17 protein-coding genes and 5 pseudogenes are annotated in these 26,983 nt (G+C 59.7%); 12 read left to right on the top strand and 10 right to left on the bottom strand.

Annotated features, from left to right (window positions below; genetic code table 11):
* The first annotated feature begins 11 nt into the window (after positions 1–11).
* Positions 12–1,424: a glucuronate isomerase gene (gene uxaC / locus AAHB66_RS20550; RefSeq protein WP_347114350.1), complete on the top strand. Its 1,413-nt coding sequence runs from the start codon at positions 12–14 to the stop codon at positions 1,422–1,424.
* Positions 1,425–1,441: 17 nt separating this feature from the next.
* Positions 1,442–2,929, top strand: a complete 1,488-nt coding sequence (locus tag AAHB66_RS20545; protein ID WP_347114349.1) for an altronate dehydratase family protein — start codon at positions 1,442–1,444, stop codon at positions 2,927–2,929.
* A gap of 92 nt (positions 2,930–3,021) precedes the next feature.
* Here the strand turns inward: AAHB66_RS20545 and sstT are convergent.
* The 4 genes and pseudogenes from sstT to AAHB66_RS20525 all read right to left on the bottom strand — a co-directional run bounded on the left by sstT (position 3,022) and on the right by AAHB66_RS20525 (position 7,375).
* Positions 3,022–4,264: pseudogene (gene sstT, locus AAHB66_RS20540) on the bottom strand (serine/threonine transporter SstT).
* A 291-nt stretch (positions 4,265–4,555) separates the two neighbouring features.
* Entirely contained in the window at positions 4,556–5,524 is a 969-nt protein-coding gene (locus AAHB66_RS20535) for a TerC family protein (protein WP_347114348.1), read from the bottom strand.
* 278 nt (positions 5,525–5,802) lie between these two features.
* Positions 5,803–6,801, bottom strand: a complete 999-nt coding sequence (locus AAHB66_RS20530; RefSeq protein ID WP_347114347.1) for a Gfo/Idh/MocA family oxidoreductase — start codon at positions 6,799–6,801, stop codon at positions 5,803–5,805.
* A gap of 70 nt (positions 6,802–6,871) precedes the next feature.
* Positions 6,872–7,375 (bottom strand): M48 family metallopeptidase, encoded by a 504-nt coding sequence (locus AAHB66_RS20525; RefSeq protein WP_231313619.1) that lies wholly within the window; start codon positions 7,373–7,375, stop codon positions 6,872–6,874.
* An 85-nt stretch (positions 7,376–7,460) separates the two neighbouring features.
* Between AAHB66_RS20525 and rlmG the strand changes: the two genes are divergently transcribed.
* Positions 7,461–8,597: a 23S rRNA (guanine(1835)-N(2))-methyltransferase RlmG gene (rlmG, locus tag AAHB66_RS20520; protein WP_347114345.1), complete on the top strand. Its 1,137-nt coding sequence runs from the start codon at positions 7,461–7,463 to the stop codon at positions 8,595–8,597.
* A gap of 130 nt (positions 8,598–8,727) precedes the next feature.
* On the opposite strand, the pseudogene AAHB66_RS20515 reads toward rlmG, so the two are convergent.
* The 3 genes and pseudogenes from AAHB66_RS20515 to lsrR all read right to left on the bottom strand — a co-directional run bounded on the left by AAHB66_RS20515 (position 8,728) and on the right by lsrR (position 13,559).
* Positions 8,728–10,750 (bottom strand): annotated as a pseudogene (locus tag AAHB66_RS20515) (NADPH-dependent 2,4-dienoyl-CoA reductase).
* 169 nt (positions 10,751–10,919) lie between these two features.
* Positions 10,920–12,554 (bottom strand): autoinducer-2 kinase, encoded by a 1,635-nt coding sequence (gene lsrK, locus AAHB66_RS20510; protein WP_347114343.1) that lies wholly within the window; start codon positions 12,552–12,554, stop codon positions 10,920–10,922.
* A 33-nt stretch (positions 12,555–12,587) separates the two neighbouring features.
* Positions 12,588–13,559 (bottom strand): transcriptional regulator LsrR, encoded by a 972-nt coding sequence (gene lsrR / locus AAHB66_RS20505; protein WP_347114342.1) that lies wholly within the window; start codon positions 13,557–13,559, stop codon positions 12,588–12,590.
* Between the two features lie 214 nt (positions 13,560–13,773).
* On the opposite strand from lsrR, the gene lsrA reads away from it, so the two are divergent.
* The 6 genes and pseudogenes from lsrA to lsrG all read left to right on the top strand — a co-directional run bounded on the left by lsrA (position 13,774) and on the right by lsrG (position 19,464).
* Positions 13,774–15,261, top strand: coding sequence for an autoinducer 2 ABC transporter ATP-binding protein LsrA (gene lsrA / locus AAHB66_RS20500; protein WP_347114341.1), 1,488 nt, complete (start codon positions 13,774–13,776; stop codon positions 15,259–15,261).
* Positions 15,258–16,302: pseudogene (gene lsrC / locus AAHB66_RS20495) on the top strand (autoinducer 2 ABC transporter permease LsrC). The gene lsrA and the pseudogene lsrC overlap by 4 nt, the downstream one beginning before the upstream one ends.
* Entirely contained in the window at positions 16,292–17,272 is a 981-nt protein-coding gene (gene lsrD / locus AAHB66_RS20490) for an autoinducer 2 ABC transporter permease LsrD (protein ID WP_347114340.1), read from the top strand. Before lsrC ends, lsrD begins: the two are co-directional and overlap by 11 nt.
* Positions 17,272–18,273: an autoinducer 2 ABC transporter substrate-binding protein LsrB gene (gene lsrB / locus AAHB66_RS20485; RefSeq protein WP_347116533.1), complete on the top strand. Its 1,002-nt coding sequence runs from the start codon at positions 17,272–17,274 to the stop codon at positions 18,271–18,273. Before lsrD ends, lsrB begins: the two co-directional genes overlap by 1 nt.
* Positions 18,274–18,285: 12 nt before the next feature.
* Positions 18,286–19,174, top strand: a pseudogene (lsrF, locus tag AAHB66_RS20480) (3-hydroxy-5-phosphonooxypentane-2,4-dione thiolase).
* On the top strand, positions 19,171–19,464 hold the full coding sequence (lsrG, locus tag AAHB66_RS20475; protein WP_285129131.1) for a (4S)-4-hydroxy-5-phosphonooxypentane-2,3-dione isomerase: 294 nt from the start codon (positions 19,171–19,173) through the stop codon (positions 19,462–19,464). Before lsrF ends, lsrG begins: the two are co-directional and overlap by 4 nt.
* A gap of 184 nt (positions 19,465–19,648) precedes the next feature.
* Here the strand turns inward: lsrG and AAHB66_RS20470 are convergent.
* Positions 19,649–20,339: pseudogene (locus AAHB66_RS20470) on the bottom strand (B3/4 domain-containing protein).
* A gap of 42 nt (positions 20,340–20,381) precedes the next feature.
* Here AAHB66_RS20470 and AAHB66_RS20465 point away from each other — a divergent pair.
* Positions 20,382–20,984: a helix-turn-helix domain-containing protein gene (locus AAHB66_RS20465; RefSeq protein ID WP_347114339.1), complete on the top strand. Its 603-nt coding sequence runs from the start codon at positions 20,382–20,384 to the stop codon at positions 20,982–20,984.
* A 146-nt stretch (positions 20,985–21,130) separates the two neighbouring features.
* Here AAHB66_RS20465 and ygjG read toward each other — a convergent pair whose 3' ends face one another.
* Positions 21,131–22,510 (bottom strand): putrescine aminotransferase, encoded by a 1,380-nt coding sequence (ygjG, locus tag AAHB66_RS20460; protein WP_347114337.1) that lies wholly within the window; start codon positions 22,508–22,510, stop codon positions 21,131–21,133.
* A 430-nt stretch (positions 22,511–22,940) separates the two neighbouring features.
* Between ygjG and AAHB66_RS20455 the strand changes: the two genes are divergently transcribed.
* Both AAHB66_RS20455 and AAHB66_RS20450 read left to right on the top strand, forming a co-directional pair.
* The gene (locus AAHB66_RS20455) at positions 22,941–24,461 is read left to right on the top strand and encodes a methyl-accepting chemotaxis protein (RefSeq protein WP_347114335.1); all 1,521 of its coding nucleotides are present in this window, start codon (positions 22,941–22,943) and stop codon (positions 24,459–24,461) included.
* A gap of 336 nt (positions 24,462–24,797) precedes the next feature.
* Positions 24,798–26,357, top strand: coding sequence for a methyl-accepting chemotaxis protein (locus tag AAHB66_RS20450; RefSeq protein WP_347114333.1), 1,560 nt, complete (start codon positions 24,798–24,800; stop codon positions 26,355–26,357).
* On the opposite strand, the gene AAHB66_RS20445 is transcribed toward AAHB66_RS20450, so the two are convergent.
* Entirely contained in the window at positions 26,354–26,848 is a 495-nt protein-coding gene (locus tag AAHB66_RS20445) for a PadR family transcriptional regulator (RefSeq protein ID WP_347114332.1), read from the bottom strand. The genes AAHB66_RS20450 and AAHB66_RS20445 overlap by 4 nt on opposite strands.
* Positions 26,849–26,983 lie beyond the last annotated feature (135 nt).

Genomic DNA, 26,983 nt, shown 5'->3' with positions numbered 1-26,983 from the left:
GGAAGACGATTATGACCCCGTTTATGACTGAAGATTTTCTGTTAGATACCGAATTCGCCCGCCGCCTGTATCACGATTACGCTAGAGACCAGCCGATTTTCGACTACCACTGCCACCTTCCGCCGCAGCAGGTTGCCGAAAATTACCGTTTCAAAAACCTGTATGACATCTGGCTGAAAGGTGACCACTACAAGTGGCGCGCCATGCGCACCAACGGGGTGGCGGAACGCCTCTGTACCGGCGACGCCTCCGATCGTGAAAAATTCGACGCCTGGGCCGCGACCGTGCCGCACACCATCGGCAACCCGCTGTACCACTGGACCCACCTGGAGCTGCGCCGTCCGTTTGGCATTACCGGCAAGCTGCTCTCTCCGGCGACCGCCGATGAAATCTGGAACGAATGCAACGAGCTGCTGGCCCAGGACAAATTCTCTGCCCGCGGCATCATGAAGCAGATGAACGTTAAGATGGTCGGTACCACCGACGACCCGATTGACTCTCTGGAGCATCACGCCGTTGTCGCTAAAGACAGCTCGTTTGACGTGAAAGTGCTGCCAAGCTGGCGCCCGGATAAAGCCTTCAACATTGAGCAGGCGACCTTTGCCGACTACATGGCGAAGCTGAGTGAAGTCTCTGATACCGAGATCCGCCGTTTTGGCGATCTGCAGACCGCGCTGACGAAGCGTCTGGATCACTTTGCGGCTCACGGCTGTAAAGTCTCCGACCATGCTCTGGACGTGGTGCTGTTTGCCGACGCCAACGAAGCCGAGCTGGACAGCATTCTGGCGCGTCGTCTGGCGGGTGAAAGCCTGAACGAACACGAAGTGGCGCAGTTCAAAACCGCGGTACTGGTCTGGCTGGCGGCAGAATATGCCCGTCGCGGCTGGGTGCAGCAGTACCACATCGGCGCGCTGCGCAATAACAACCTGCGCCAGTTCAAACTGCTGGGTGCCGACGTCGGTTTCGACTCCATCAACGACCGTCCGCTGGCGGAAGAGCTGTCGAAACTGCTGAGCAAACAGAACGAAGAAAACCTGCTGCCGAAAACCATCCTCTACTGCCTGAACCCACGCGATAACGAAGTGCTGGGCACCATGATCGGCAACTTCCAGGGCGAAGGGATGCCGGGCAAGATGCAGTTCGGTTCCGGCTGGTGGTTCAACGACCAGAAAGATGGCATGGAGCGTCAGATGACGCAGCTGGCGCAGCTCGGTCTGCTGAGCCGCTTCGTCGGTATGCTGACCGACAGCCGCAGCTTCCTTTCTTATACTCGCCATGAATATTTCCGCCGCATTCTGTGCCAGATGATTGGCCGCTGGGTCACCGCGGGCGAAGCCCCGGCCGATATCCAGCTGCTGGGCGAAATGGTGAGAAACATCTGCTTTAACAACGCGCGCGACTACTTCGCTATTGAACTGAACTAAGGCCGTCTGAGGTTGATATGCAATACATCAAGATCCATTCGCTGGATAACGTCGCGGTCGCGCTGGCCGACCTGAGCGAAGGTCTGGACGTGACGTTTGAAAACCAGACCGTCACGCTGCGCCAGGACGTGGCGCGCGGGCATAAATTTGCCCTGCAACCCATTGCCAAAGGGGAGAACGTCGTTAAATACGGTCTGCCTATCGGCCATGCGCTGGCGGATATCGCGGCGGGTGAATTCATTCACTCCCACAATACCCGCACCAATCTGAGCGATCTGGATGAGTACAGCTATCAACCTGAGTTACAGGCTGAGGCCCGCCAGGCGGCGGATCGTGACGTCCAGATCTACCGCCGCGCCAGTGGGGAGGTGGGGATCCGCAATGAGCTGTGGATCCTGCCGACCGTCGGCTGCGTCAACGGCATCGCCCGTCAGATCCAGAGCCGGTTCCTGAAAGAGACCAATCAGGCAGAAGGCACTGACGGCGTCCACCTGTTCAGCCACACCTACGGCTGCTCCCAGCTGGGTGACGACCACATCAACACCCGCACCATGCTGCAAAACATGGTGCGCCACCCGAACGCCGGGGCGGTGCTGGTAATCGGTCTCGGCTGCGAGAACAACCAGGTCGATGCCTTCCGCGAAACGCTGGGGGATTTCGATCCGGCACGCGTCCACTTTATGGTCTGTCAGCATCAGGACGACGAAGTGGAAGCCGGGCTGGAGCATCTGCATCAGCTGTATGAGGTGATGCGTCACGACCAGCGTGAAGCGGGCAAGCTGAGTGAGCTGAAGTTTGGTCTGGAGTGCGGCGGCTCGGACGGCCTGTCCGGCATTACCGCCAACCCGATGCTGGGTCAGTTCTCTGACTACGTCATCAGCAACGGCGGCACTACCGTGCTGACCGAAGTGCCGGAGATGTTTGGCGCGGAACGTATTCTGATGAGCCACTGCCGCGACGAAGCGACTTTTGAAAAGACCGTCACCATGGTCAACGACTTCAAACAGTACTTCATCGCGCACAACCAGCCGATTTACGAAAACCCATCCCCGGGTAACAAAGCGGGCGGCATCACCACCCTCGAAGAGAAATCTCTCGGCTGCACCCAGAAAGCGGGCGCCAGCCAGGTGGTGGACGTGTTGCGCTACGGCGAGCGGTTGAACACCCCGGGTCTGAACCTGTTAAGCGCCCCGGGCAACGATGCCGTCGCCACCAGCGCGCTGGCGGGTGCCGGCTGCCATATGGTGCTGTTCAGTACCGGTCGCGGCACGCCGTACGGCGGTTTTGTCCCGACGGTGAAAATCGCCACCAACAGCGAGCTGGCGGCGAAGAAAAAGCACTGGATCGATTTCGATGCCGGTCAGCTGATCCACGGCAAAGCGATGCCGCAGCTGTTAACGGAGTTTGTGGATGTGATTGTGGATATCGCTAACGGCAAGCAGGCCAGCAACGAGAAAAACGACTTCCGCGAGCTGGCGATCTTTAAGAGTGGTGTGACGCTGTAGTAACGTGCGGTCTGATACCCTCACCCTGGCCCTCTCCCACCGGGAGAGGGTACAAACACTAAAAACGGCAACCTTTGGTTGCCGTTTTGCTGTTAACCTCGGAGCGCGTTTTTCGCCAGACGCGCGTCTTCAGCCTGGCAGGCCGCCGCGGTAAACAGCACGTCAGTTGAGGAGTTCAGCGCCGTTTCGCAGGAGTCCTGCAGCACGCCGATGATAAAGCCGACCGCCACCACCTGCATGGCCACCTCATTCGGGATACCGAACATATTACAGGCCAGCGGGATCAGCAGCAGAGAACCCCCCCGCCACACCCGATGCGCCACAGGCGCACAGCGATGCCACGACGCTCAGCAGCAGCGCGGTCGGCAGATCCACCGGGATACCCAGAGTATGCACAGCCGCTAAGGTCAGCACGGTGATGGTGATCGCCGCACCCGCCATATTGACGGTCGCACCCAGCGGGATAGAGACGGAGTAGGTGTCACGATCGAGGTTCAGCTTCTCGGCCAGCGCCATGTTCACCGGAATGTTCGCCGCAGAGCTGCGGGTGAAGAAGGCGTAGACGCCGCTCTCACGCAGGCACATCAGCACCAGCGGATACGGGTTACGACGGATCTGCCAGAACACCAGCAGCGGGTTAATCACCAGCGCCACCAGCAGCATACAGCCGATCAGCACCAGCAGCAGCTGGGCGTAGCCCCACAGGGTATCAAACCCGGTAGTTGCCAGGGTGGAGGAGACCAGACCGAAGATACCGATTGGTGCACAGCGGATCACCACCTTCACCATAAAGGTCACGGCATTGGACATGTCGTTAACCAGGTTTTTGGTGGTGTCGTTACCGTGACGCAGGGCAAAGCCCAGCCCGATAGCCCACACCAGAATACCGATATAGTTGGCATTCAGCAGGGCATCAACCGGGTTAGAAACCATGCTGGTCAGCAGACCGCGCATCACTTCGACAATGCCGGAAGGTGGCGTGATATCACCCGCGGCTGAAGTAAGGTGCAGCGTGGACGGGAACAGGAAGCTAAATACCACCGCCGTCAGCGCGGCAGAGAAGGTGCCCAGCAGATAGAGGAACAGAATCGGGCGTATATTGGTTTTCTGGCCGTGCTGGTGGTTGGCAATGGAGGCCATCACCAACATCAGTACCAGCACCGGTGCGACAGCTTTCAACGCGCCAACGAACAGGGTGCCGAGCAGGCCGGTGGCGATGGCGGCCGGTTTGGAAACCAGCGCCAGCAAGACGCCCAGCACCAGGCCTATCAGTATTTGTTTGACGAGGCTGCCCTGCGTCAGACGCGCGAGCAGACCAGAAGATTGTGTGGTCATAGAAAATTCCTTCAGTGAAATTGCGTTCCGTCCCGGAGGTGCTCTCAGGCACTTATCATCCCGGTTAGAGGTGTGTGGTTTGCAAGATTGAGTATATTGAAAGCGCAATGCGTGGGAAGCGTAAAATGCTGGGTTTTACGTGCTGCGTCATATTTTTTAACTGTATATTTACATTTTTGTCGGGTGGCAGAGGTAAAAGCAAAACGGCAACCTGAGTTGCCGTTTTTAATGTTTGCTCCCTCGGACTAAAGGAGAGGGGCGGGGTGAGGGCATCAAACCGCACCAGACCCCTTACTGGATCTGCCGCTTCTTATCGTGCTGATGGTTCACCCAGGCGTTGATAATCAGGGTCAGCACCAGGATACCGAAGACCACGCCCAGCGAGATGCCGATCGGGATGTGGTAGAAATCGACGATCATCATCTTGATACCGATAAACACCAGAATCACCGACAGACCGTACTTCAGCATTGAGAAGCGCTCCGCCACGCCCGCCAGCAGGAAGTACATGGCGCGCAGGCCGAGGATCGCAAACAGGTTGGAGGTCAGGACGATGAACGGGTCAGTGGTCACCGCGAAGATCGCCGGGATACTGTCGACCGCGAAGATCACGTCGCTCAGCTCAACCATGATCAGCACCAGCAGCAGCGGAGTGGCGAACAGCAGGCCGTTCTTACGCACGAAGAAGTGCTCGTTCTCAATGGTGTCGGTCATGCGCAGGTGGCCGCGGATCCAGCGCACCAGCGGCTTCTCGCCAATACCGGTTTCGTCTTCCTTCGCCAGCGCCATCTTGATCCCGGTAAAGAGCAGGAACGCGCCGAAGATATAGAGCAGCCATTCGAACTGCGAGATCAGCCAGCTGCCGGCGAAGATCATGATGGTACGCAGGATAATCGCGCCCAGCACGCCGTACACCAGCACCCGACGCTGCAATGCAGCCGGTACGGCAAAGTAGCTGAACAGCATCAGCCAGACGAAGACGTTATCCACCGCCAGGGCTTTTTCAATCAGATAGCCCGTCAGGAATGCCAGCGCCTGGGGATCGGCCACCGCACGGCCCTGGGTGACAGAGAGATACCACCAGAAGGCGGCGCAGAAGAGCAGGGAGAGGGTGACCCACACCAGCGACCAGGCGGCCGCCTGTTTCATGGTCATGCCATGTGCGCCGCGACGCCCCTGTAAAAAGAGGTCTATCGCCAACATGATGAGCACGACTACTGCGAATCCGCCCCATAACATTGGAGTGCCGACAGAATGCATACTATTTTCCTTACGCGTAAAAAACAAAAACGGCTATGGTCAGAAGACGATAGCCGTTGCGTTTTTTATGCATAGACCTCGCCTTCCGGCAAGGTCTCACTTACAACAAGAAAGGAATACGTTAATCGCATTCCTTTTTCGTTGCCCGGCGACCGGATGCGGTATTAAACGCATCGTAATGACGATCCACCGACGAAGAAGTTACTCCCCTTTGCAGGTAACAAAATATGTCAGGCCATTGATTTCGTCAATGGCCTGCGCGAATTCATTACACAGCTTTACGCGGTAACTTCGGCGTTCAGGCCATCCGCCGGGAACACCACCCCCGTCTGGCGACGGATCTCGGTCTGCAGCTTCGCCGTGGTACGGCTCACCGCCAGGCCCGGATGGTTCACTTCCTGGGTTTCGACCAGACGCGCAAACACCTCTGCCTCATACAGCATAGTGTTGATATGCTGAGGCTGCGTCAGCTCCTGCGCCTTGCCGCCGCGCGGCACGAAGCTCAGCTTCTGGCACTCGGAGATCTTCTCGACAACCAGCGAGCCGTTCTCGCCCTGGATCTCGCTCGGCAGCACCGAGTCGCTCACCTTGGAGTGCTGCAGCGTGACGCTGAAATCACCGTAGTCCAGCACCACCAGACCGTGAGCATCGACCCCGCTCTCCAGCAGGCTGGCGGTCGCCTGAACCCGGTGCGGCTCGCCCCACAGCGCCACCGCGGAGGCCAGGCAGTAGAAGCCGATATCCATAATCGAGCCGTTGGAAAACGCCGGATTGAAGGTGTTCGGGTTCTCGCCGTCGAGATAGCGCTGATAGCGCGACGAGTACTGGCAGTAGTTGATAAAGGCTTTGCGCACTTTGCCGATTTTCGGCAAGGACTGCTGCAGCAGCAGGAAATTCGGCAGGCTGGCGGTTTTGAACGCTTCGAACAGCACCACCTGGTTTTCCCGCGCAAGGGCAATGGCGGCTTCCACTTCCTCAATATTGGAGGCCAGCGGCTTCTCGCAGATCACATGTTTTTTGTGGCTGAGGAACAGCGACGTCTGCGAGAAATGCAGCGAATTCGGGCTGGCAATATAGACCGCATCAATGGCATCGCTTTGCGCCATCGCCTCCAGAGAGGTAAACAGATGCTCGACAAGATAGTCGTTAGCAAAGGCCTGAGCCTGTTCAAGGCTGCGGGAATAGACTGCGGTGAGTTTATATTTGCCGGTCTCATGGGCGGCATCGACGAACTGGCGCGTGATCCAGTTCGTCCCAATGACTGCGAAACGTATCATAAACGTTCACGAACTCCGTAGCTGGGAACCTTTAGCCACTGTAGCACGTGATTATTGCAAAACCAGTGCGCTAATCCGCATTACTATTTAACGATAAATGCGTAAGCCACAAACGGGTATCAAACTCCAGCTGGTGGTACTGCGGCTCCATATGGCAGCACAGGGAGTAGAACGCCTTGTCATGCTCTTTCTCCTTCAGGTGCGCCAGCTCGTGCACCACGATCATGCGCAGGAAGGCTTCCGGCGCGTTGCGGAACACGGTCGCCACGCGGATCTCGGCCTTGGCTTTCAGCTTGCCGCCCTGCACGCGGGAGATGGCGGTGTGCAGACCCAGCGCGTTCTTCAGGACGTGGATCTTGTTGTCGTACATCACCTTATTGATCGGCGGGGCGCTCTTCAGATACCGGCTTTTCAGATCCTGCGTATACTGCCAGAGGGCTTTATCGGTGGCGAAATCGTGGGTCCCCGGATAGCGTTTTTCCAGCACCGCGCCCAGCTTCTGCTCGGCAATCAGGCTGCGAACCTGAGAAAGTAAATGCTCCGGGTAGCCCTGGAGATAAGTAAGTTGGTTCATCAACGCCCCAAATCGACAATAAAACGGGTATACTCACGCACCCTTTTCAGGGATAACGCCGAAATTTTACCACTCAGGAGGGCCGATGAGCCACTTAGACAACGGTTTCCGTTCACTCGACTTAAAACGTTTCCCGGAAACGGACGACGTTAACCCGCTTCAGGCGTGGGAAGCGGCGGATGAATATCTGCTGCAACAGTTGGATGAGACAGAAATTAGCGGCCCGGTTCTGATCCTGAATGATGCTTTCGGCGCATTGGGTTGTGCGCTGGTCGAACATACACCGTACAGCATCGGTGATTCCTATCTGAGCGAGCTGGCGACGCGCGAGAACCTGCGCCACAACGAACTCGATGAAGGCAGTGTGAAGTTCCTCGACAGCACCGCAGAGTATCCGCAGGCGCCGGGCGTGGTGCTGATTAAGATCCCGAAAACCATGGCCTTGCTGGAGCAGCAGCTGCGTGCGCTGCGTAAAGTCGTGACGCCAGAGACCCGCATTATCGCCGGTGCCAAAGCGCGTGATATCCACACCTCCACGCTGGAACTGTTCGAGAAAGTGCTGGGGCCAACCACCACCACCCTGGCGTGGAAAAAAGCGCGCCTGATCAACTGTACTTTCACTGCCCCAGAGCTGGCCGACGCGCCAGAGACCCTGAGCTGGAAGCTGGAAGGCACCGACTGGACCATCCACAACCACGCCAACGTGTTTTCACGTACCGGGCTGGATATCGGCGCGCGCTTCTTTATTGAACATCTGCCTGAGAACCTGGAAGGGGAGATCGTCGATCTTGGCTGCGGTAACGGAGTGATCGGTCTGACGCTGCTGGCGAAGAACCCGGAGGCCAGCGTGGTCTTCAGCGACGAATCGCCGATGGCGGTGGCGTCCAGCCGTCTGAACGTGGAAACCAACATGCCGGAAGCGCTGGATCGCTGCGAGTTTATGATCAACAACGCGCTGTCGGGCGTGGAGCCGTTCCGCTTTAACGCGGTGCTGTGCAACCCGCCGTTCCACCAGAAGCATGCCCTGACGGATAACGTCGCCTGGGAGATGTTCCACCACGCGCGCCGCTGCCTGAAAATTAACGGTGAGCTGTACATCGTGGCGAACCGCCACCTCGACTACTTCCACAAGCTGAAGAAGATTTTCGGTAACTGCACCACCGTAGCGACCAACAACAAGTTCGTGGTGTTGAAAGCGGTTAAGACGGGTCGCCGTCGGTAAGATTGTTATGCCGGGCGGCGCTGCGCTTGCACCGGCCTACGGTTTTGTAGGCCCGGTAAGCGCAGCGCCACCGGGCATCAGACCGCACACAATGTAGGCCGGGCAAGCGTAGCGCCGCCCGGCAATGCCGTTAGATCTCCAGAGCCAGCTTTGTCCCCTGGGCAATCGCCCGTCGGGCATCCAGCTCCATCGCCACGTCGCACCCGCCAATCAGATGCACCGTTTTGCCCGCTTCGCGCAGCGGATCCGCCAGATCGCGCTTCGGCTCCTGGCCGGCACACAAAATCACATGATCCACGCGCAGTAGCTGCGGTTCACCGCCAATCAGCACGTGCAACCCTTCGTCGTCGATCTTCTGATAACTCACACCAGGGATCATCTTCACGCCGCGTGAGAGCAGGGTGGCGCGATGGATCCAGCCGGTGGTTTTCCCCAGTCCGTCCCCCGGTTTGCTGGCTTTACGCTGGAGCATCACAATCTGACGCGGGCTTTTCGGCAGCTGCGGCCCCTCCGGACGCAGGCCGCCGACCTGGTTCAGGCTGGTGTCGATACCCCACTCCTCGCAAAATTCCGCGATGTTCTGGCTGGTGGGCTCGCCCGCCTGGCTCAGGTACATGGCGGTATCAAAACCGATCCCGCCGCAGCCGATAATCGCCACCCGATCGCCTACCGGCTTTTTGTCGCGCAGCACGTCGAGATAGCTCAGCACCTTCGGATGATCGATGCCGTCGATCGCAGGCGTGCGCGGAGCGATCCCGCTGGCGAGGATCGTCTCGTCAAAGCCGATCAGATCCTGCGCGCTCACCCACTGGTTAAGCCGCAGATCGACCCCGGTGAGGTCGATCATCCGCGCGTAATAGCGCAGGGTCTCGTAAAACTCCTCCTTGCCGGGGATCTGTTTGGCGATATTAAACTGCCCGCCGATTTCAGCGGCGGCATCAAACAGCGTCACGCTGTGCCCGCGCGCGGCGGCATTCACCGCACACGCCAGCCCCGCCGGGCCTGCACCCACCACCGCCAGCCGTTTTTTGTTCACTGTTGGCACCACCGGCATTTTCGTTTCGTGGCAGGCGCGCGGGTTGACGAGACAAGAGGTGACCTTGCCGACGAAGATCTGATCCAGGCAGGCCTGGTTGCAGCCGATGCAGGTGTTGATCTCATCCGCACGGCCGCTCTGCGCCTTGGAGAGGATCTCCGCATCGGCGAGGAAAGGTCGCGCCATCGACACCATGTCCGCATCGCCGTTGGCCAGCAGATCGTCCGCCACCTGCGGATCGTTAATGCGGTTGGTGGTCACCAGCGGGATCGTCACCTGACCTTTCAGCCTGCGCGTTACCCAGCTGAACGCCGCGCGTGGCACCGGGGTGGCGATGGTTGGGATCCGCGCCTCGTGCCAGCCGATCCCGGTGTTAATGATGGTTGCGCCCGCCGCTTCAATGGCCTGCGCCAGCTGGACGGTCTCCTCAAAGGTGCCGCCGCCCTCCACCAGATCGAGCATCGACAGGCGGAAGATAATAATAAAATCAGCCCCGGTGCGTTCACGCACCGCGCGCACCACTTCGACCGCAAAGCGCATCCGCCGGACATAGTCGCCGCCCCATTCGTCCTCGCGCTGGTTGGTGCGCGCGGCAAGAAATTCGTTGATCAAATAGCCTTCAGAGCCCATCACCTCCACGCCGTCGTAACCCGCCTCGCGGGCCAGGGCGGCGCAGCGGGCGAAGTCATCGATCAGGGTCAGAATTTCATCGTGGGTGAGGGCGTGGGGCGTAAAGCGGTTGATCGGGGCCTGGATCGCCGACGGGGCCACCAGGTTCGGCTGATAGCTGTAGCGCCCGGTATGCAGAATTTGCAGGGCGATTTTGCCGCCCTCCTGGTGAACGGCATCGGTGACGATCCGGTGATGGGGCAGCTGTGTCACATCGTTCAGCACCGCGCCGCCCTCCATCCCGACGCCAGACGGGGCAGGGGCCACGCCGCCGGTCACGATCAGCGCCACCCCGTGCCGGGCACGCTCGGCATAGAACGCGGCCAGCCGCTCTGCGCCGTCCGGGCGCTCCTCGAGACCGGTATGCATCGAGCCCATTAACACACGGTTTTTGAGCGTGGTGAACCCCAGATCGAGGGGGGGCGAACAGCGACGGGTAGTGGCTCATAAACGCTTCCATTGTAAAATTATTGTTATGTGGTCGGATGAGTTACTAATTTAGCCAGCGGCAGGAGAAAGGTAAAAGCGGGATTGAATGATTGTGATAGATCTCAAGAAAAGGCACCCCTCACCCTAACCCTCTCCCCATAGGGGAGAGGGAACAGTCAGGTGCGGTCTTACAGGGTTGGCTCCATCGGGGTTTCTCCCTCGCCCCTTTGGGGAGAGGGCCGGGGTGAGGGGGATGACCGCACCAGCCCTGGTGCCTGCCACATCGAGGTCGTCAGCCCGCTGTCCACCAGCCCCAGCTGGTCGGCGTACACCGCCTGCCATTTCTGCATCATGCCGTCGTACAATTCCCGGTGCGCCGGATTCGGGGTGAACTCCCGGCTCCACTTCACCAGCTTCTCGCCCGTCGCAGCCATATCGCCATACAGCCCGGCACCGGTTCCGGCGGCAATGGCGCACCCCAGCGCGGTCGCCTCTTTCACCTCCGGCACCCGCACCGGCAGGCCGGTAACGTCGCTTAAAATCTGGCTCCACAGCGCGCCTTTCGCGCCGCCGCCGGCAAACACCAGACCGTCAAAATTCACCCCGGAGAACTGCGATATCTGCGCCAGATTGCAGGCGGAGACAATCGCCGCATTCTCCTCCAGAGCGCGGAACAGGGTGGCTTTGTTGCATTTTTCCGGGTCGATGGAGAGGTTAATAAACGACGGCGCAGCGTGATACCACTGCTTAAAGTGCATGGCGTCGGAGAAGATCGGCATCACCCCGTGGGAGCCCGCCGGCACCCGGCTGGCCATCTCCTCCATCAGGGCGTAGGTGTCCATCCCCATCCGCTCGGCAATCAGCTTCTCTTCGGCGCAGAAGGCGTCGCGGAACCAGCGCATGGTCAGCCCGGTAAAGAAGCTGATCGACTCCGCCTGGGCCATGCCGGGGATCACGTGCGGGTTCACGCGAATGTTCATCTGCGGATCGATACGCACCTGCGGCAGGTTGACCACCTGCTGCCAGAAGGTGCCGCCCAGCACCGCGGTCTGTCCGGCGCGCACCACCCCCAGCCCCAGACAGCCCAGCTGCACATCGCCGCCGCCCATCACCACCGGCGTTCCTTCCCGCAGGCCCGACTGCTGTGCGGCTTCATGGGTAATGGCCCCGAGCACGGTGCCGGTCTCTTTTACGGGAGAAAGAATGTCGGCACGCAGCCCGGCCATATCCAGCAGCGCCGGACGCCAGTCGCGGGAGAACAGATCTAACATGCCGGTGGTGCCCGCGTTTGAAGGGTCGACGGCCAGCTCGCCGGAGAGCTTCGCCGCCAGCCAGTCGCTGATCATGGTGATGGTGGCCGCGTTGCGGTAGATGTCCGGGCGATGGTGTGCCAGCCACAGCAGGCGCGGCATGGCGCTCAGGGCCAGGGTCTGGCCGGAGACGTCATACACTTCGGATTCAAAACGGAAGTCGTGGATCTCCTTCAGTTCGGCCACTTCGCGGCTGGCGCGGGCATCGACGTTGGCGCAGGCCCAGATGGCGTCGCCGTTGCGGTCGTAGAGGACAATCCCTTCGCGCATCGAGCAGCAGGCGACGGACTGGATATCCGCCGCGCTCAGGTGCGCCCGCTCCAGCGCCTGGTGAATACACTGGCAGGCCAGCCGCCAGTTGGTGTCGAGATCGAACTCCATCGAGCCGGGGACGTTCTCGACGCTCAGGTGTTTCCACTCTGCCTGGCCGACGGCGACCTGATTGCCCTGCAAATCGAAAATCACGGCGCGAACGCTTCCCGTCCCTGCATCTAACGCTAAAAGGTAACTCATGAGCTTGCCTCGTGTCAGGCACGGGGCGAGCCCTTATTTTGCCAGGGCCAGCACCGCGCGGGCTGTCGTCTCTTCCGTCACCAGGCCATTGATACGGCGACCGTTCAGTGCGGCATAAATCGCATCGGCTTTCTCTTCTCCTCCGGCGACCCCGACGATGGTAGGCAGCTGCGCCAGTTCATCGAGGGTGACGCCGAGTAATTCCCGGTGGATCTCCAGCTCCTCTACCCGCTCGCCGTTGGCGTTAAGGAAATACCCCAGGATGTCCCCCACCGCCCCTTTGCGGGCAAACATCAGCTGCTCGCCCTCGCTGATATAGCCGGATCGCAATATGGTGGCGTCCCGACGCTGGTTGACTGAGCCAATCCCGACCACCGCCACATCGGCGGCGGTGGCGGCGAGGATCACATCCCGCACGCTGGATTCTCGTTTTAAGATCCCGGCCACTTCTGCGGATGAAACTCGCAGCGGGGCGGGGATCATGCTGATGCTGCAGGCGGCATCCAGCTGGCCGATGCCGGTCATGTAGGGCCCGACGCCGCCGGAGAGCGTTACCAGCCGCACCTGCTGGGAGCTGATAAAGCCGCTTAAATGCTGAATGCAGCTCATGGTGGTTTCACCAAATCCCACCGCCAGCAGCTGGCCGGGTTCCAGCACCCCCATCAACGACTGCGCAGCGCCAATCCCCAGGCGCACGCTCATCGGCGGGGTATTGAGGGCCGGCAGCACGCGGGCCAGCTTCAGGCCGAAGCGCTGTTGAAGTTCGGTCTCCAGCGCCAGGCAGCCTTCATAGCGGGAGTTGATCTGCACCCGGATCACCCCGGACTGCCGACCCTTCTCCAGCAGCCGCGAAATCTTGAGCCGCGGTAATCCCAGCCGCTCGCCGATATCGTTCTGCGTCAGGCCGTCGTGGTAGTAGCACCACGCCACGCGCGCCACCAGTTCCTCTTCCGTCAGCGCCAGTCCGGCAAATGGTCCCTCTTCGGCAACGCGTTTCTCAGCCATATTTGAACTCTTATCAAAATTTAGATCATATGTTCGCTCTGCCGCAGGTTGAATGTGTGAGCCACACGGCAAAACGGATATTCCGGAATGTTTCAGCATTATCGGGATCATATCCATAAAACTGTGATCCCTGCACGGTTGTAAATATAGTTCACCGTCTACGCTTTTGAACATTATTAATTTCAAAAATCATTTGTTCAATAGCGGAGCGATAATGACAGCACTTATCGAGGCGCGCGGGATCCAGAAGCAGTTTTCCGGCGTTCCTGTCCTGAAAAACATTGATTTCACTCTGCTTGCGGGACAGGTGCACGCCCTGATGGGCGGCAACGGCGCGGGGAAATCCACCCTGATGAAGATCGTCGCCGGGGTCGAAACGCCCGACCGCGGTGAACTTTCTATCGCCGGGCAGCCTTTTGCTCGCCTGAAACCGGGCCAGGCGCACCAGCTCGGCATCTATCTGGTGCCGCAGGAGCCGATGCTGTTTCCGAACCTTAGCGTGCGGGAAAACATCCTCTTCCGTCTGCCGCGCGGGCAGGACACCGCCCGGCGTCTTACCGATAAGCTGGAGCAGCTCCAGTGCCAGCTCAATTTAGAGGCCACCGCCAGCACGCTGGAGGTGGCGGATCAGCAGATGGTGGAGATCCTCCGCGGGCTGATGCGTGAGGCGAAGATCCTGATCCTCGATGAGCCCACCGCCTCGCTGACGCCCGGCGAAACCGAACGTCTGTTCCGCCAGATCCGTGCCTTACAGGCCACGGGGGTCGGCATCGTCTTTATCTCCCACAAGCTGCCAGAAATCCGCCAGCTCGCCAGCCACGTCTCGGTGATGCGCGACGGGGCGATCGTGCTCAGCGGCGAAACCGCGCACTTTGATGATAACGCGCTGATTGCCGCGATGACCCCGATCAGCCGCGAGCAGGCGTTGAGCGACACGCAAAAGCTGTGGCTGGCGCTGCCGGGCAATCGCCGCACCCAGGCTCAGGATTTTCCGGTGCTGCGGGTGGAAACGCTGACCGGGGAGGGGTTTATCGATCTGAGCCTCGAGATCTACGCCGGGGAGATCGTCGGTCTGGCCGGGCTGGTGGGATCCGGGCGCACCGAATTTGCCGAAACGCTGTACGGCCTGCGTCCGCCGCGTGGCGGCAGGATCTGGCTTGAAAACCAGCAGATCGACACCGATCCGGTCAGCGCCCGGCTGGAGAAAGGGCTGGTCTATCTCCCGGAGGACAGGCAGGTGTCGGGCCTGTTCCTCGATGCGCCGGTACGCTGGAACACGGTGGCGCTGAATGAGCCCTCGCTCTGGCAGCAGCGCAAGCGCGAGGCGGCAGTAGTGGAGCGCTATCACCGGGCGCTGGGGATCAAACTCAATAGTGCCGATCAGACCGTGCGCACCCTGTCGGGGGGCAATCAACAGAAGGTGCTGCTGGCGCGCTGCCTGGAGGCCAATCCGCTGCTGCTGATCGTCGATGAACCGACCCGCGGGGTGGACGTTTCGGCCCGCGCCGATATCTATCAGCTGATTAAAAGCGTGGCGGCGCAAAACGTGGCGGTGCTGATGATCTCCAGCGACATGGATGAGTTCCCGGGTCTCGCAGATCGGGTGCTGGTGATGCATCAGGGGGTGCTCAGCGGGGAACTGCCGCGCCACGCCGTTAGTCTTGACCGGATGATGGCCCTGGCCTTCGGAGGACAGGCATGAAAACACTGCTGAAAAACCGCGAGCTCAGCGCGCTGCTGGCGATCCTCGCCCTGTTTGTGGTGCTGGTGGCGCTCAACCCGGCCTACCTCAGTTTGCAGACCCTGGGAATGATCTTTGCCAGTTCGCAGATCCTGATCCTGCTGGCGCTCGGCGCCGGGCTGGTAATGTTGACGCGCAATATTGACGTGTCGGTCGGCTCGATTGTCGGGCTCTGCGCCATCGCCGTGGGGGTGGCCCTGAACAACGGCTACGGCCTGCCGGTGGCCATTCTGTTTGCGCTGGCCATCGGAGCGCTGGCGGGCGCCTTCAACGGTCTGCTGGTGGTGGGGCTGCGCATTCCGGCGATTGTCGCCACCCTCGGCACGCTGGGGCTGTATCGCGGGGCGATGCTGCTCTGGACCGACGGCAAATGGATTGAAGGTCTGCCGGTAAGCCTGAAATCGCTCTCGGAGCCGGTGGCGCTCGGCATCTCACCGCTGGGGATGGTGGTGCTGGTTATCGCCGCCCTCGGGGCGTGGATCCTGTCGCGCACCGCCTTTGGCCGGGATTTTTACGCCGTCGGGGATAACCTCGCCGCCGCCCGCCAGCTGGGCGTGGCGGTTAACCGCACCCGGATGGCGGCCTTCACCCTGAACGGCGTGCTGGCGGCCTGTGCCGGGATCGTCTTTGCCGCGCAGATCGGTTTCGTGCCGAACCAGACCGGCAGCGGGCTGGAGATGAAAGCCATCGCCGCCTGCGTGCTGGGGGGGAATCTCCCTGCTCGGCGGCACAGGCACCTTAATCGGCGCGCTGCTCGGGGCCTTCTTCCTGACCCAGATCGACACCGTGCTGGTGCTGTTCCGTCTCCCGGCCTGGTGGAACGACTTTATCGCTGGTCTGGTACTGCTGGGGGTGCTGGTGCTCGACGGACGGCTGCGCCAGGCGCTGACGCGTCATCAGCGGGCGCTGAAGTATAGCCGCTTCCAGCCGGGCAACAAAGGGGGGGAAGCACGTCACCCCGTTTCGCAAACGCAACAAAGAGGTGGCGTAAATGAAGCTTAACTGGGAGTGGGCGCTGCTGCTGTTACTGGTGCTGGAGATCCTGCTGTTTGGCACCCTCAATCCGCGGATGCTCGACATCAACATGCTGCTGTTCAGCACCAGCGATTTTATCTGCATCGGCATCGTGGCCCTGCCGCTGACGTTAGTGATTATCAGCGGTGGGATCGACATCTCGCTCGGCTCCACCATCGGCCTGTGCGCCATCGCGCTGGGGGTGATGATGCAGTCCGGCGTGCCGATGGTGGCGGCGGTTCCGCTCACCCTGCTGCTCGGGCTGCTGTGCGGCCTGTTTAATGCGGCGCTGATCCACTACACCGGGATCAGCCCGCTGGTGATCACCCTCGGCACGCTGTACCTGTACGGCGGCGGGGCGCTGCTGCTCTCGGGGATGGCCGGGGCCACCGGCTACGAAGGCATTGGCGGCTTCCCGGAGAGCTTCACCGCCTTTGCCAACCTCACGGTTATCGGCCTGCCGATCCCGCTGGTGCTGTTCGCGTTCATTACCTTCTTCTTCTGGCTGATCGTCCATCGCGGGCGCTTTGGCCGCCACCTGTTTCTGATCGGGCAAAACCCGCGTGCGGCGCGCTATGCGGCGCTGTCGGTGAACGGTATGCCCTATGCGCTGTATGGCCTGGTGGGCGTGGCCTCGGCGATTGCCGCCCTGGTGATGGTCTCCTATTTCGGCTCGGCGCGTTCTGATTTAGGGCGCGATCTGCTGATGCCCGCCCTGACCGCGGCGGTGCTCGGCGGGGCGAATATCTATGGCGGTTCAGGTTCGGTACTGGGTACTGCGCTGGCGGCGTTGCTGGTGGGGTATCTGCAACAGGGGTTACAGATGGTTGGCATCCCCAATCAGGTGTCGAGCGCGCTGTCAGGGGCGCTTCTGGTTGTGGTGGTGATGGGGCGTTCGCTGAGCTTGCATCTTGAAGGGGTGCGGTCTCTTCTCACAAAAAATACCCGGAGCGTATGATGAAAATAAAACTGATGGTGCTGGCCGTGGCGTTAAGCGTGGCGACGGCGCAGGCGGCAGATCGCATCGCGTTTATCCCGAAACTGGTGGGGGTCGGCTTCTTTACCAGCGGCGGTAACGGCGCAAAAGAGGCGGGTAAAGCGCTGGGGGCGGAGGTGACCTACGATGGCCCGACCGAGCCGAGCGTCTCCGGGCAGGTGCAGCTGATCAATAACTTCGTTAACCAGGGCTACAACGCCATTATCGTCTCGGCGGTGTCGCCGGATGGGCTCTGCCCGGCGCTGAAACGCGCCATGCAGCGCGGGGTAAAAGTGCTGACCTGGGATTCCGACACCAAACCGGAGTGCCGCAGCATCTACATCAACCAGGGCACCCCGGAACAGCTCGGCGGCCTGCTGGTGGACATGGCCTCGAAGCAGGTCACCAAACCGGCCGCCAAAGTGGCCTTCTTCTACTCCAGCCCCACCGTTACCGACCAGAACCAGTGGGTGAAAGAGGCGAAAGCCAAAATCGCTAAAGATCATCCCCAGTGGCAGATCGTCACCACCCAGTTTGGCTATAACGATGCCACCAAATCCCTGCAGACCGCCGAGGGGATCTTAAAAGCCTACCCGGATCTGGATGCGATCATCGCCCCCGACGCTAACGCCCTGCCGGCGGCAGCGCAGGCGGCGGAGAACCTGAAGCGGGAAGGGGTGGCGATTGTCGGCTTCAGCACGCCAAACGTGATGCGTCCGTACGTCGAGCGCGGCACGGTGAAAGCCTTCGGCCTGTGGGATGTGGTGCAACAGGGCAAAATTGCGGTCAATGTCGCCGATCGTTTGCTGAAAAAAGGCGATCTTAACGTCGGCGACAGCGTGGAAGTAAAAGATATCGGCGCCCTGAAGGTCGAGCCGAACAGCGTCCAGGGCTATCAGTATGAAGCGAAAGGCAATGGCATCGTGCTGCTGCCTGAGCGGGTGGTGTTCACCAAAGAGAACATCAACAACTACGACTTCTGACAGGGGGGGAACATGGCTGATTTAGACGACATCAAAGAGGGTAAGAACTTTGGCCTCGACCGACCGCAGCAGAACGTGCCCTTCACCCTGAAGGGCTGCGGGGCGCTGGACTGGGGGATGCAGTCGCGCCTGGCGCGCATCTTCAACCCCGCCAGCAATCGCACGGTGATGCTGGCCTTCGATCATGGCTATTTCCAGGGGCCGACCACCGGGCTGGAGCGCATCGATCTCTCCATCGCGCCGCTGTTCGCCGAAACCGACGTGCTGATGTGTACCCGCGGCATTCTGCGTAGCACCGTGCCGCCCGCCACCAACAAACCGGTGGTGCTGCGCGCCTCCGGGGGGCAACTCGATGCTGAGCGAACTTTCCAACGAGTGCGTGGCGGTGGCGATGGAGGATGCCCTGCGCCTGAACGTCTGTGCAGTGGCGGCGCAGGTCTATATCGGCAGTGAGTACGAGCATCAGTCGATCGGTAACATCATCAAGCTGGTGGATGCGGGCAACCGCTACGGCATCCCGACCCTGGCGGTGACCGGGGTCGGCAAGGAGATGACCCGCGACGCGCGCTACTTCTCGCTCGCCAGCCGCATCGCCGCCGAGATGGGGGCGCAGTTCGTCAAAACCTATTTTGTGGAAGAGGGGTTCGAGAAAGTGACCGCCAGCTGCCCGGTGCCGATTGTTATCGCCGGGGGCAAAAAGCTGCCGGAGCAGGAGGCGCTGGAGATGTGCTTCCGCGCCATCGACCAGGGCGCGTCGGGTGTCGATATGGGGCGTAATATCTTCCAGTCCAGCGCGCCGCTGGCGATGCTGAAGGCGGTGAAGAAGGTGGTACACGAGAACATGAGCGCCCGCGAGGCGTACCAGTTCTGGCAGGAGGAAAAACAGGGAGAATCACAATGAACGTGACCTTAGTGGAGATCAACATTAAGCCGGACCGGGTGGACGAGTTTCTAGAGGTGTTTCGCGCCAATCATGAAGGGGCGATCCAGGAGCCGGGCAACCTGCGGTTCGACGTTTTGCAGGATCCGCGGGTGAAAACCCGGTTCTTTATCTACGAGGCCTATAAAGATGAGGAGGCGGTGCTGGCGCATAAGCAGACCCCGCACTATCTGGCGTGCGTGGAGAAGCTTGAGGACCTGATGTCGGAGCCGCGTAAAAAACGCTGTTTTGTCGGGTTGATGCCGGCGTAAAAAAACGCCCGGTGGCGCTTCGCTTACCGGGCCTACGGGATTGTGCGGTCTGGTGCCCGGTGGCGCTGCGCTTACCGGGCCTACGGGGTTGTGCGGTCTGGTGCCCGGTGGCGCTTCGGTTACCGGGCCTACAAACCTCTGCGGATCATGTAGGCCGGGCAAGCGCAGCGCCGCCCGGCGTTTTTCAGGCCAGCGCCAGCAGCTGAACCCGCGCCGTTGCCCCAGGCATCAGCCGCTGCAGGTTGCTGATCAACTCATCCCCGGCCGCTTCCAGCGCCGCTAACGGCATGGCAGGCAGGCTTTCGAGAATAAACCACATGGTCTGCGCCTGGCTGTCCAGCCGGGTGCGTACCCCCTGTCGCCAGTTCCAGCGGCGGCAGGTCACCCCCAGGTCATCACGCCAGATAACCTCGCCCGCATCGGGATGCTCCACCCCCCGGCTGCCCCTCTTTCATGGTATCAAAAGGCTCGCTGCCGTCGGCCAGCGTCAGGCGCGGTGCCCCGGTGTAAGCCGCAAGATTCTCCCCGCCTACCGGAATGGCATAGCGGATGCTGATCGCATTGTAGATATCCACTACCGGATCGAGCGGCGGCAGCGTGCCGTCTTTCAGCACCCGCTTGCGCAGGGCGCTGGCGGAGCAGGGGGTGCGTTTCGGTTTAGCACCGAAGGCTTTAAATACGTCATCCCAGGCGGCGAGATGATCCTCGGCCCAGGCAAAGTCATCGTTCAACATCTGCTGGCAGGCCTGGGCTAACGCGGCAGAAGCCACTTCGGGCGCGGTAATGGGCGCGGCTTCGACCACGATGCTCAGCGCGCGGAAACCCGGGGCGATCCCGGCCAGGCGCGGATCTATTGACGGCGTGAGGAGGGACATAAATAATCCTGTATCGACTGTTTTAGACCATGGTAATGACCAGTGACCGATAAAGTCAATATAATGACTGCGCAGGGCGCAGACGTGGCCCAGGTAAGCCTGGCGGTCGCGAACCGTATCCGCAACTGGCGGAAAGAGAAAAAGCTGTCCCTGGATGAGCTGTCGCGCCGCGCCAGCGTCAGCAAAGGGATGCTGGTGGAGATAGAAAAAGGGGCCGCCAACCCCAGCATTGCGATCCTCTGCAAGCTGGCGGCTGCGCTGGGCGTGTCGGTGGCGGACATCGTTAACGTTGCCAGCGAGCCGCAGGTGCACATTATCGAGGAAGCGGCGATCCCGGTGCTGTGGCACGGCGAGAAGGGCGGCAGTGCCCGGCTGCTGGCGGGTACCGCTGGCCCGGATATGATTGAGCTGTGGCGCTGGGAGATGCAGCCGGGCGAAAGCTTCAGCTCACCCGGTCATCCGGCAGGCACCTTTGAGCTGCTGCACGTGGAAACGGGGGTATTAACGCTGAAGGTAGAGGAGAGCGTCACGCAGGTGGTGGCCGGGGCGTCGGCGGTGGCGAAAACCGAAGCCGCGCACAGCTACGCGAACTATGGGGAGAGCGTGCTGCGGTTCGCCATGACGGTGGCGGAGTTTCACCGGTAACATGTGAGATGCCGGGGGCGCTACGCTTGCCCGGCCTACAAAACCCAACGTCGTTGTGGCAGTTGTAGGCCCGGTAAGCGAAGCGCCACCGGGCAACAACAGGCACAGTCTCGTAGGCCGGGCAAGCATCGCGCCGCCCGGCGTGTTTACGCTTCAGCCACGCTCACCCGCAGCGCAGCCAGCGCCTTGCGGGCCGCTTTAAGCACCAGCTCACACTGCTCAATGGTCAGCGTCAGCGGCGGTTCAATGCGAATGGTCTTCGAGTTGTTGAGCGTGCCTGCCACCAGCACCCGCTGGCGGAACATCTCACTCGCGAAGCTGTAGCCGGTTTCGTTATCGACAAACTCAATCGCCATCAGCATCCCTTTGCCGCGCGCATCCTGCACCAGGTCCGGGTATTCACGCCCCAGCTGGCGGAAGCCATCCAGCAGCATGTCGCCTTTCTGCTCCGCCTGGGCGGGCAGGTTCTGCTCCAGCAGCACGTTGATGGTCGCCAGCGCCGCGGCACAGGCCAGCGGGTTGCCGCCAAAGGTGGTGGTGTGCAGGAACGGATTGTCGAACAGCACCGAGAAGACCTCTTCGGTGGCAACGGTGGCGCCAATCGGCATTACGCCGCCGCCCAAGGCTTTGGCCAGGCACAGAATGTCCGGCTGCACGTTTTCGTGTTCGCAGGCAAACATCTTGCCGGTACGCCCCATCCCGGTCTGCACTTCATCCAGGATCAGCAGCGCGCCAAACTCATCGCACAGCTTACGTACCGCCGGCAGGTAGCCCACTGGCGGCAGGATCACCCCGCCTTCGCCCTGGATAGGCTCGAGGATCACCGCGGCCACGTCGTCGCCGGTTTTACGGCATTCGGAAAGCATGGTGCGCATGGCGCTGATGTCGCCGAACGGCACGTGGCGGAAGCCCGGCAGCAGCGGCATAAACGGCTTACGGAAGGCCGATTTCGCCGTGGCAGAGAGCGCACCTAACGACTTGCCGTGGAAGGCGCCGCTGGTGGCAATAAAGGTGAATTTCCCGCGCGGCGACTGGTACGCTTTGGCGAGTTTGATCGCCGCTTCGACCGATTCCGTACCGCTGTTACAGAAGAAGCTGTATTTCAGTTTCCCTGGCGTCAGTGCCGCCAGCGTTTTTGCCAGCATCGCCCGCAGGGGATCCAGCAGTTCCTGGCTATGAAGGGGTTGTTTCGCAAGCTGATTTTGTACGGCGGAAACCACTACTGGATTACGGTGCCCCACGTTGAAAATACCAAATCCACCCAGGCAATCTATAAACTCCTGTCCCTGGGTGTCGACAAGCGTATTGAGACTTCCCGCCTGCCACTCTACGGCTCCGTAATCCCCGCCTGCTGTTACAGATTTTCTGTATTCCAGGAAACCAGGATTGACATGCTCTTTGAAGTAATCAATCACCTCGCGGTTAAGTTGTTTCATCTCCTCATGATCAAGCGTTCGCTTCTCAATGAGATTCAGGGCGTGCGCGGTACAGGCAAGAGCCGACGCGCTGGAGGGTAACCTGTTCAAGATGTGCTCCCGGGAATGGCGTATCACATGATACTGGATTAAGTATTGCAGGCTTTGCGCCACATCCGGTGAGGGGGGCAAAAATCGGGATAAACGCCAGGTTAAAATAATGTTACACAATATTTAATCATGCGAAACGGGATTCCGGCGGCAGCGCCCCGGCATTTTTAGAAAGCAGATTGCGCGATCGCAGTGCATTTGCCCTGTTTTAGGGCGATTCGGTTTTGCCGGGGGGGAAAGCGGATCCTCCTTTAGGAGTAATTTCATAGCGAAACCATTTAATTTCAACAAATTAGAAAAGCATACAAAAAATGCGGTTTAGTCCAGTTTTGCGATCCAAAGCATGTTTAACAACTAAAGATAAATTCGTTAACGCCGAAAAAACTTTACGCCACAAAAATAACATTCAAGTAACCTGCAAGGGATGCCTATGTCGCCTCACAAATTTGTCACACAGTGTGAATACCCACTGAAAGATGACACCACCCTGATGTCCACCACCGATCTGCACAGCTACATTACCCAGGCCAATGACACCTTTGTCCAGGTGAGCGGTTACTCCCTGGGCGAGCTGGTGGGTCAGCCGCACAACCTCGTTCGCCACCCTGACATGCCAAAAGCCGCCTTCGCCGACATGTGGTACACCCTGCAACAGGGGGAACCCTGGAGCGGCATCGTCAAAAACCTGCGTAAAAATGGCGATCACTACTGGGTGCGTGCTAACGCCGTGCCGATGGTGCGCAACGGCCAGACCACCGGGTATATGTCCATCCGCGTGAAAGCCACCCCGGAAGAGATTGCCGCCGTTGAACCTCTTTATAAGGCACTCAACGAAGGCCGCAGTAAAAAGCGGGTGCATAAAGGACTGGTGGTGGCGAAAGGCTGGTCCGGCAAGCTGCCCGCGATGCCGCTGCGCTGGCGGGTACGCAGCGTGATGGCCGCGCTATTCCTGGTGCTGGCGGGCGCCCTCTTCGCCACCGGTGCAGGCTGGGCGGCGCTGGGGGTCAGCGCGCTGGTGATGCTGCTGGGAACTCTGCTGTTTGAACAGCAGATCGTGCGGCCGGTGGAGAACGTGGCGCGTCAGGCGCTGAAGGTGGCGACGGGCGAGCGCAACAGCGTGGAGCATCTCAACCGCAGCGACGAGCTGGGGTTGACCCTGCGGTCGATAGGCCAGCTCGGCCTGATGTGCCGCTGGCTGATCAATGACGTCTCCAGCCAGGTGGTCAACGTGCGTGACGGCAGCGACCAGCTGGCGAAGGGCAATGACGACCTCAACGATCGCACCCACCAGACGGTGTCGAACGTGAAGCAGACCGTGGAGACCATGAACCAGCTGGCGATGACGGTGCAGAACAACACCCGCACCGCCGTGGACGCCGATAAGCTCTCCATCGCCGCCAGCGATGCCGCCACCGAAGGGGGGCATGCGATGCAGACCGTGGTGAACACCATGGACGAGATTGCCGACAGCACCCAGCGTATCGGCTCCATCACCAAGCTGATCAACGATATCGCCTTCCAGACCAACATCCTGGCGCTGAACGCGGCAGTGGAGGCGGCGCGGGCGGGCGAGCAGGGGAAAGGCTTTGCGGTGGTGGCCGGGGAAGTGCGCCATCTGGCCAGCCGCAGCGCTAACGCCGCCAACGATATCCGCAAGCTGATCGACGCCAGCGCCAGCAAAGTGATGTCGGGCTCCGAGCAGGTGCATGCCGCCGGACGCACAATGGACGACATCGTGGAGAAGGTGCAGAACGTCACCCGGCTGATCGCCGAGATCAGCCAGTCGACCTCCGAGCAGGCCTCCGGGCTGTCGGAGCTGACCCGCGCGGTCGCTGAACTGGATTCCATTACCCAGAAAAACGCGGCGCTGGTCGAAACCAGCGCTCAGGTCTCCGCGATGGTGAAGCACCGGGCTAAACGTCTGGAAGATGCCGTCACCGTGCTCCATTGAGTCAATAACGTTCCAGAAAAGCCGTTTACTCCTGTCAGAGTGAACGGCTTTATTATTTGTGAGTTGTGATTATTTTTAGCGCTTGCTGTTAATTTAATATTAAATAACTAAATAAACCGCCTCAGTTAATTATTCCTGCCTAAGTCAGTTTTCCCACATGCTCTGTCAAAACACCTCTTCCGGTGGTTACGTAACGATCGATGAGGCGAAATTAATAGCTATCGCCTATCTATTGCCGGAATTATGAAATATAAAAACGATCAAAGTCATAAAGTTAGCGATGAAGTTACCGATAACGCAGATCGTCTGAGAAATGATCACAATGATGGAGTAAATATGTTCTTACATGACGTAAAGATCGGCACAAAATTATTTCTGGCGTTTGGATTCTTTATCGTCCTGATGGGGATAAGTGCGAGTTTATCTCTGCTGAGCCTTAATCGGGCAAATAACGGGATGCAATCCATTATCACCAGCGATTATCCCACCACGGTAAAAGCGAACCAGTTAATCGACAACTTCCAGGAATTTATTAGCACCCAACAGCTCATGTTACTGGATGACCAGGGCAAGTACCGGGCCCAGTCAGAGCAGCAGCTGAAGGCCATCAGCGAGCGTATCACCGGGATCCTTGGCGACCTGAACACGGCCCTACAGGATAAAGCGTCCCAGCAGGTGCTGACCGATATCCGCGGGGTGCGCCAGCAGTATCTCGACTCCCGTTATCGCATCCTGCAGGCGGTGCAGAGCAACGATCGGGCGGGGGCGATTGAGGAGATGATGACCAACACCCTCAGCCTGCAGCAGGCCTATAAGGCCAAAGTGCAGGAGCTGATTGCCATTCAGAACAAACAGATGCAGCGCGCAGGCGTGGAGGTGGACGGCGACTTCAGAAGCAACCGCCTGCTGCTGATCCTCATCACCCTGTTCAGCGTGGCGGTGGGCAGCCTGATGGGCTGGTTTATCGTGCGCTCCATTACCCGTCCGCTGGGCGAGGCGGTCGATTTTGCCCGGTCCATTGCCGATGGCGATCTCACCGGGAGCATCGCCTCCCACGGTAAAGACGAAACCGGTCAGTTGCTTACCGCGCTGATGGAGATGAAAAACCGTCTGCTGGAGATTGTTCAGCAGGTGCAGTTCGGCTCGGAAAATATCTCTACCGCGGCGGCGCAGATTGTGGCCGGCAACCAGGATCTGGCGGCACGCACAGAAGAGCAGGCCAGCTCCGTGGAACAGACGGCAGCGTCGATGGAGCAGATCACCGCGACGGTGAAAAACACCGCCTCCCATACCGGCGAAGCCACACATCTCTCCGCAGATGCGGCCAAAGTGGTGAAAAGCAACGGCGAGATGATGAAGCAGGTGACCAGCAAAATGCGCCTGATTAACGAGACCTCCAACCGGATGTCCGACATTATCAACCTGATCGACTCCATCGCCTTCCAGACCAATATTCTGGCGCTGAACGCGGCGGTAGAGGCGGCACGCGCGGGTGAACACGGTCGCGGTTTTGCGGTGGTGGCCGGTGAGGTTCGCCAGCTGGCCCAGAAGAGCGCTACCTCTGCCAGTGAAATCCGCCAGCTGATTGAAAGCTCAACCAGCCAGACCCAGGACGGCATGGCGCTGGTGGAAAAAGCCAGCGGGCTGATTAACGGCATGGTGGGCAACGTCGAGGAGATGGACGGCATCCTGCGCGAGATCCGCCAGGCAAGCCATGAGCAGACGGAAGGCATCTCGCAGATCAACAGCGCGATTGGCCTGATTGACTCGACCACCCAGCAGAACTCCGCCCTGGTGGAGGAGTCTGTTGCGGCGGCTTCATCCCTTAACGAGCAGGCGATGAACCTGAAAGATCTGGTGAAAGTGTTCCGCGTGCGCGGAGAAGCCACCGCTTAATCCAGCTGATTGATCTCCAGCGACGCGCGGTCAATAACCGCAATAATCTGTTTCAGCTGCGCGTCGCTCAATCCTTCCTGATTGACTTTCAAATCCAGCACCGCTTTAAAATTGTCGAGGGCCCGCTTCATCTGCGGGTTTTTACGCAGCTGGAAGCCTACGCTGCGTGCTTTGATGCGCGCCTGGATGTTCTCAAGCTGCTCCAGGTTCTCATCCAGCCAGTGCTGCCCGGCTACGGTGATGGCAATCTGTTTGCGCCCGTTCTCTTCTTCGGTGATGGTGATAAATTCCTGATCCTGCAGGAAATCCAGCGTCGGATAAATCACGCCAGGACTCGGCGTGTAGTTTCCCTGGGTCATGCTTTCAATGTCTTTAATCAGCTCATAACCGTGGCTGGCATTGCGGGTCAGGAGGTCCAGAATCACCAGCCTTAACTCACCGTGACCAAAAAAGCGCTGACGGCGTCCGCCGCCTTCGTGTGCCTGTCGCATAGAATTTTCCTTCAATTTGATATATCTAATTTATATCTAAACGTGTTTTAGATGCAATCTAAAAAATCTTGCATTTTTTCTTATTAGCAATCATTATCATTTAACTTTCACTTTAGATATATCGATTTCACTTTC

Source organism: Leclercia sp. S52, from assembly GCF_039727615.1.
GTDB lineage: Bacteria > Pseudomonadota > Gammaproteobacteria > Enterobacterales > Enterobacteriaceae > Enterobacter > Enterobacter adecarboxylatus_B.
Note: the sequence above shows the minus strand (reverse complement) of the source record. Positions and strands in the feature narration are given on the sequence as shown.

Coding starts and splice junctions, on each gene's coding strand:
- uxaC (WP_347114350.1), top strand. CDS start 12: ATGACCCCGTTTATGACTGAAGATTTTCTGTTAGATACCGAATTCGCC.
- AAHB66_RS20545 (WP_347114349.1), top strand. CDS start 1,442: ATGCAATACATCAAGATCCATTCGCTGGATAACGTCGCGGTCGCGCTG.
- AAHB66_RS20535 (WP_347114348.1), bottom strand. CDS start 5,524: ATGCATTCTGTCGGCACTCCAATGTTATGGGGCGGATTCGCAGTAGTC.
- AAHB66_RS20530 (WP_347114347.1), bottom strand. CDS start 6,801: ATGATACGTTTCGCAGTCATTGGGACGAACTGGATCACGCGCCAGTTC.
- AAHB66_RS20525 (WP_231313619.1), bottom strand. CDS start 7,375: ATGAACCAACTTACTTATCTCCAGGGCTACCCGGAGCATTTACTTTCT.
- rlmG (WP_347114345.1), top strand. CDS start 7,461: ATGAGCCACTTAGACAACGGTTTCCGTTCACTCGACTTAAAACGTTTC.
- lsrK (WP_347114343.1), bottom strand. CDS start 12,554: ATGAGTTACCTTTTAGCGTTAGATGCAGGGACGGGAAGCGTTCGCGCC.
- lsrR (WP_347114342.1), bottom strand. CDS start 13,559: ATGGCTGAGAAACGCGTTGCCGAAGAGGGACCATTTGCCGGACTGGCG.
- lsrA (WP_347114341.1), top strand. CDS start 13,774: ATGACAGCACTTATCGAGGCGCGCGGGATCCAGAAGCAGTTTTCCGGC.
- lsrD (WP_347114340.1), top strand. CDS start 16,292: ATGAAGCTTAACTGGGAGTGGGCGCTGCTGCTGTTACTGGTGCTGGAG.
- lsrB (WP_347116533.1), top strand. CDS start 17,272: ATGAAAATAAAACTGATGGTGCTGGCCGTGGCGTTAAGCGTGGCGACG.
- lsrG (WP_285129131.1), top strand. CDS start 19,171: ATGAACGTGACCTTAGTGGAGATCAACATTAAGCCGGACCGGGTGGAC.
- AAHB66_RS20455 (WP_347114335.1), top strand. CDS start 22,941: ATGTCGCCTCACAAATTTGTCACACAGTGTGAATACCCACTGAAAGAT.
- AAHB66_RS20450 (WP_347114333.1), top strand. CDS start 24,798: ATGTTCTTACATGACGTAAAGATCGGCACAAAATTATTTCTGGCGTTT.
- AAHB66_RS20445 (WP_347114332.1), bottom strand. CDS start 26,848: ATGCGACAGGCACACGAAGGCGGCGGACGCCGTCAGCGCTTTTTTGGT.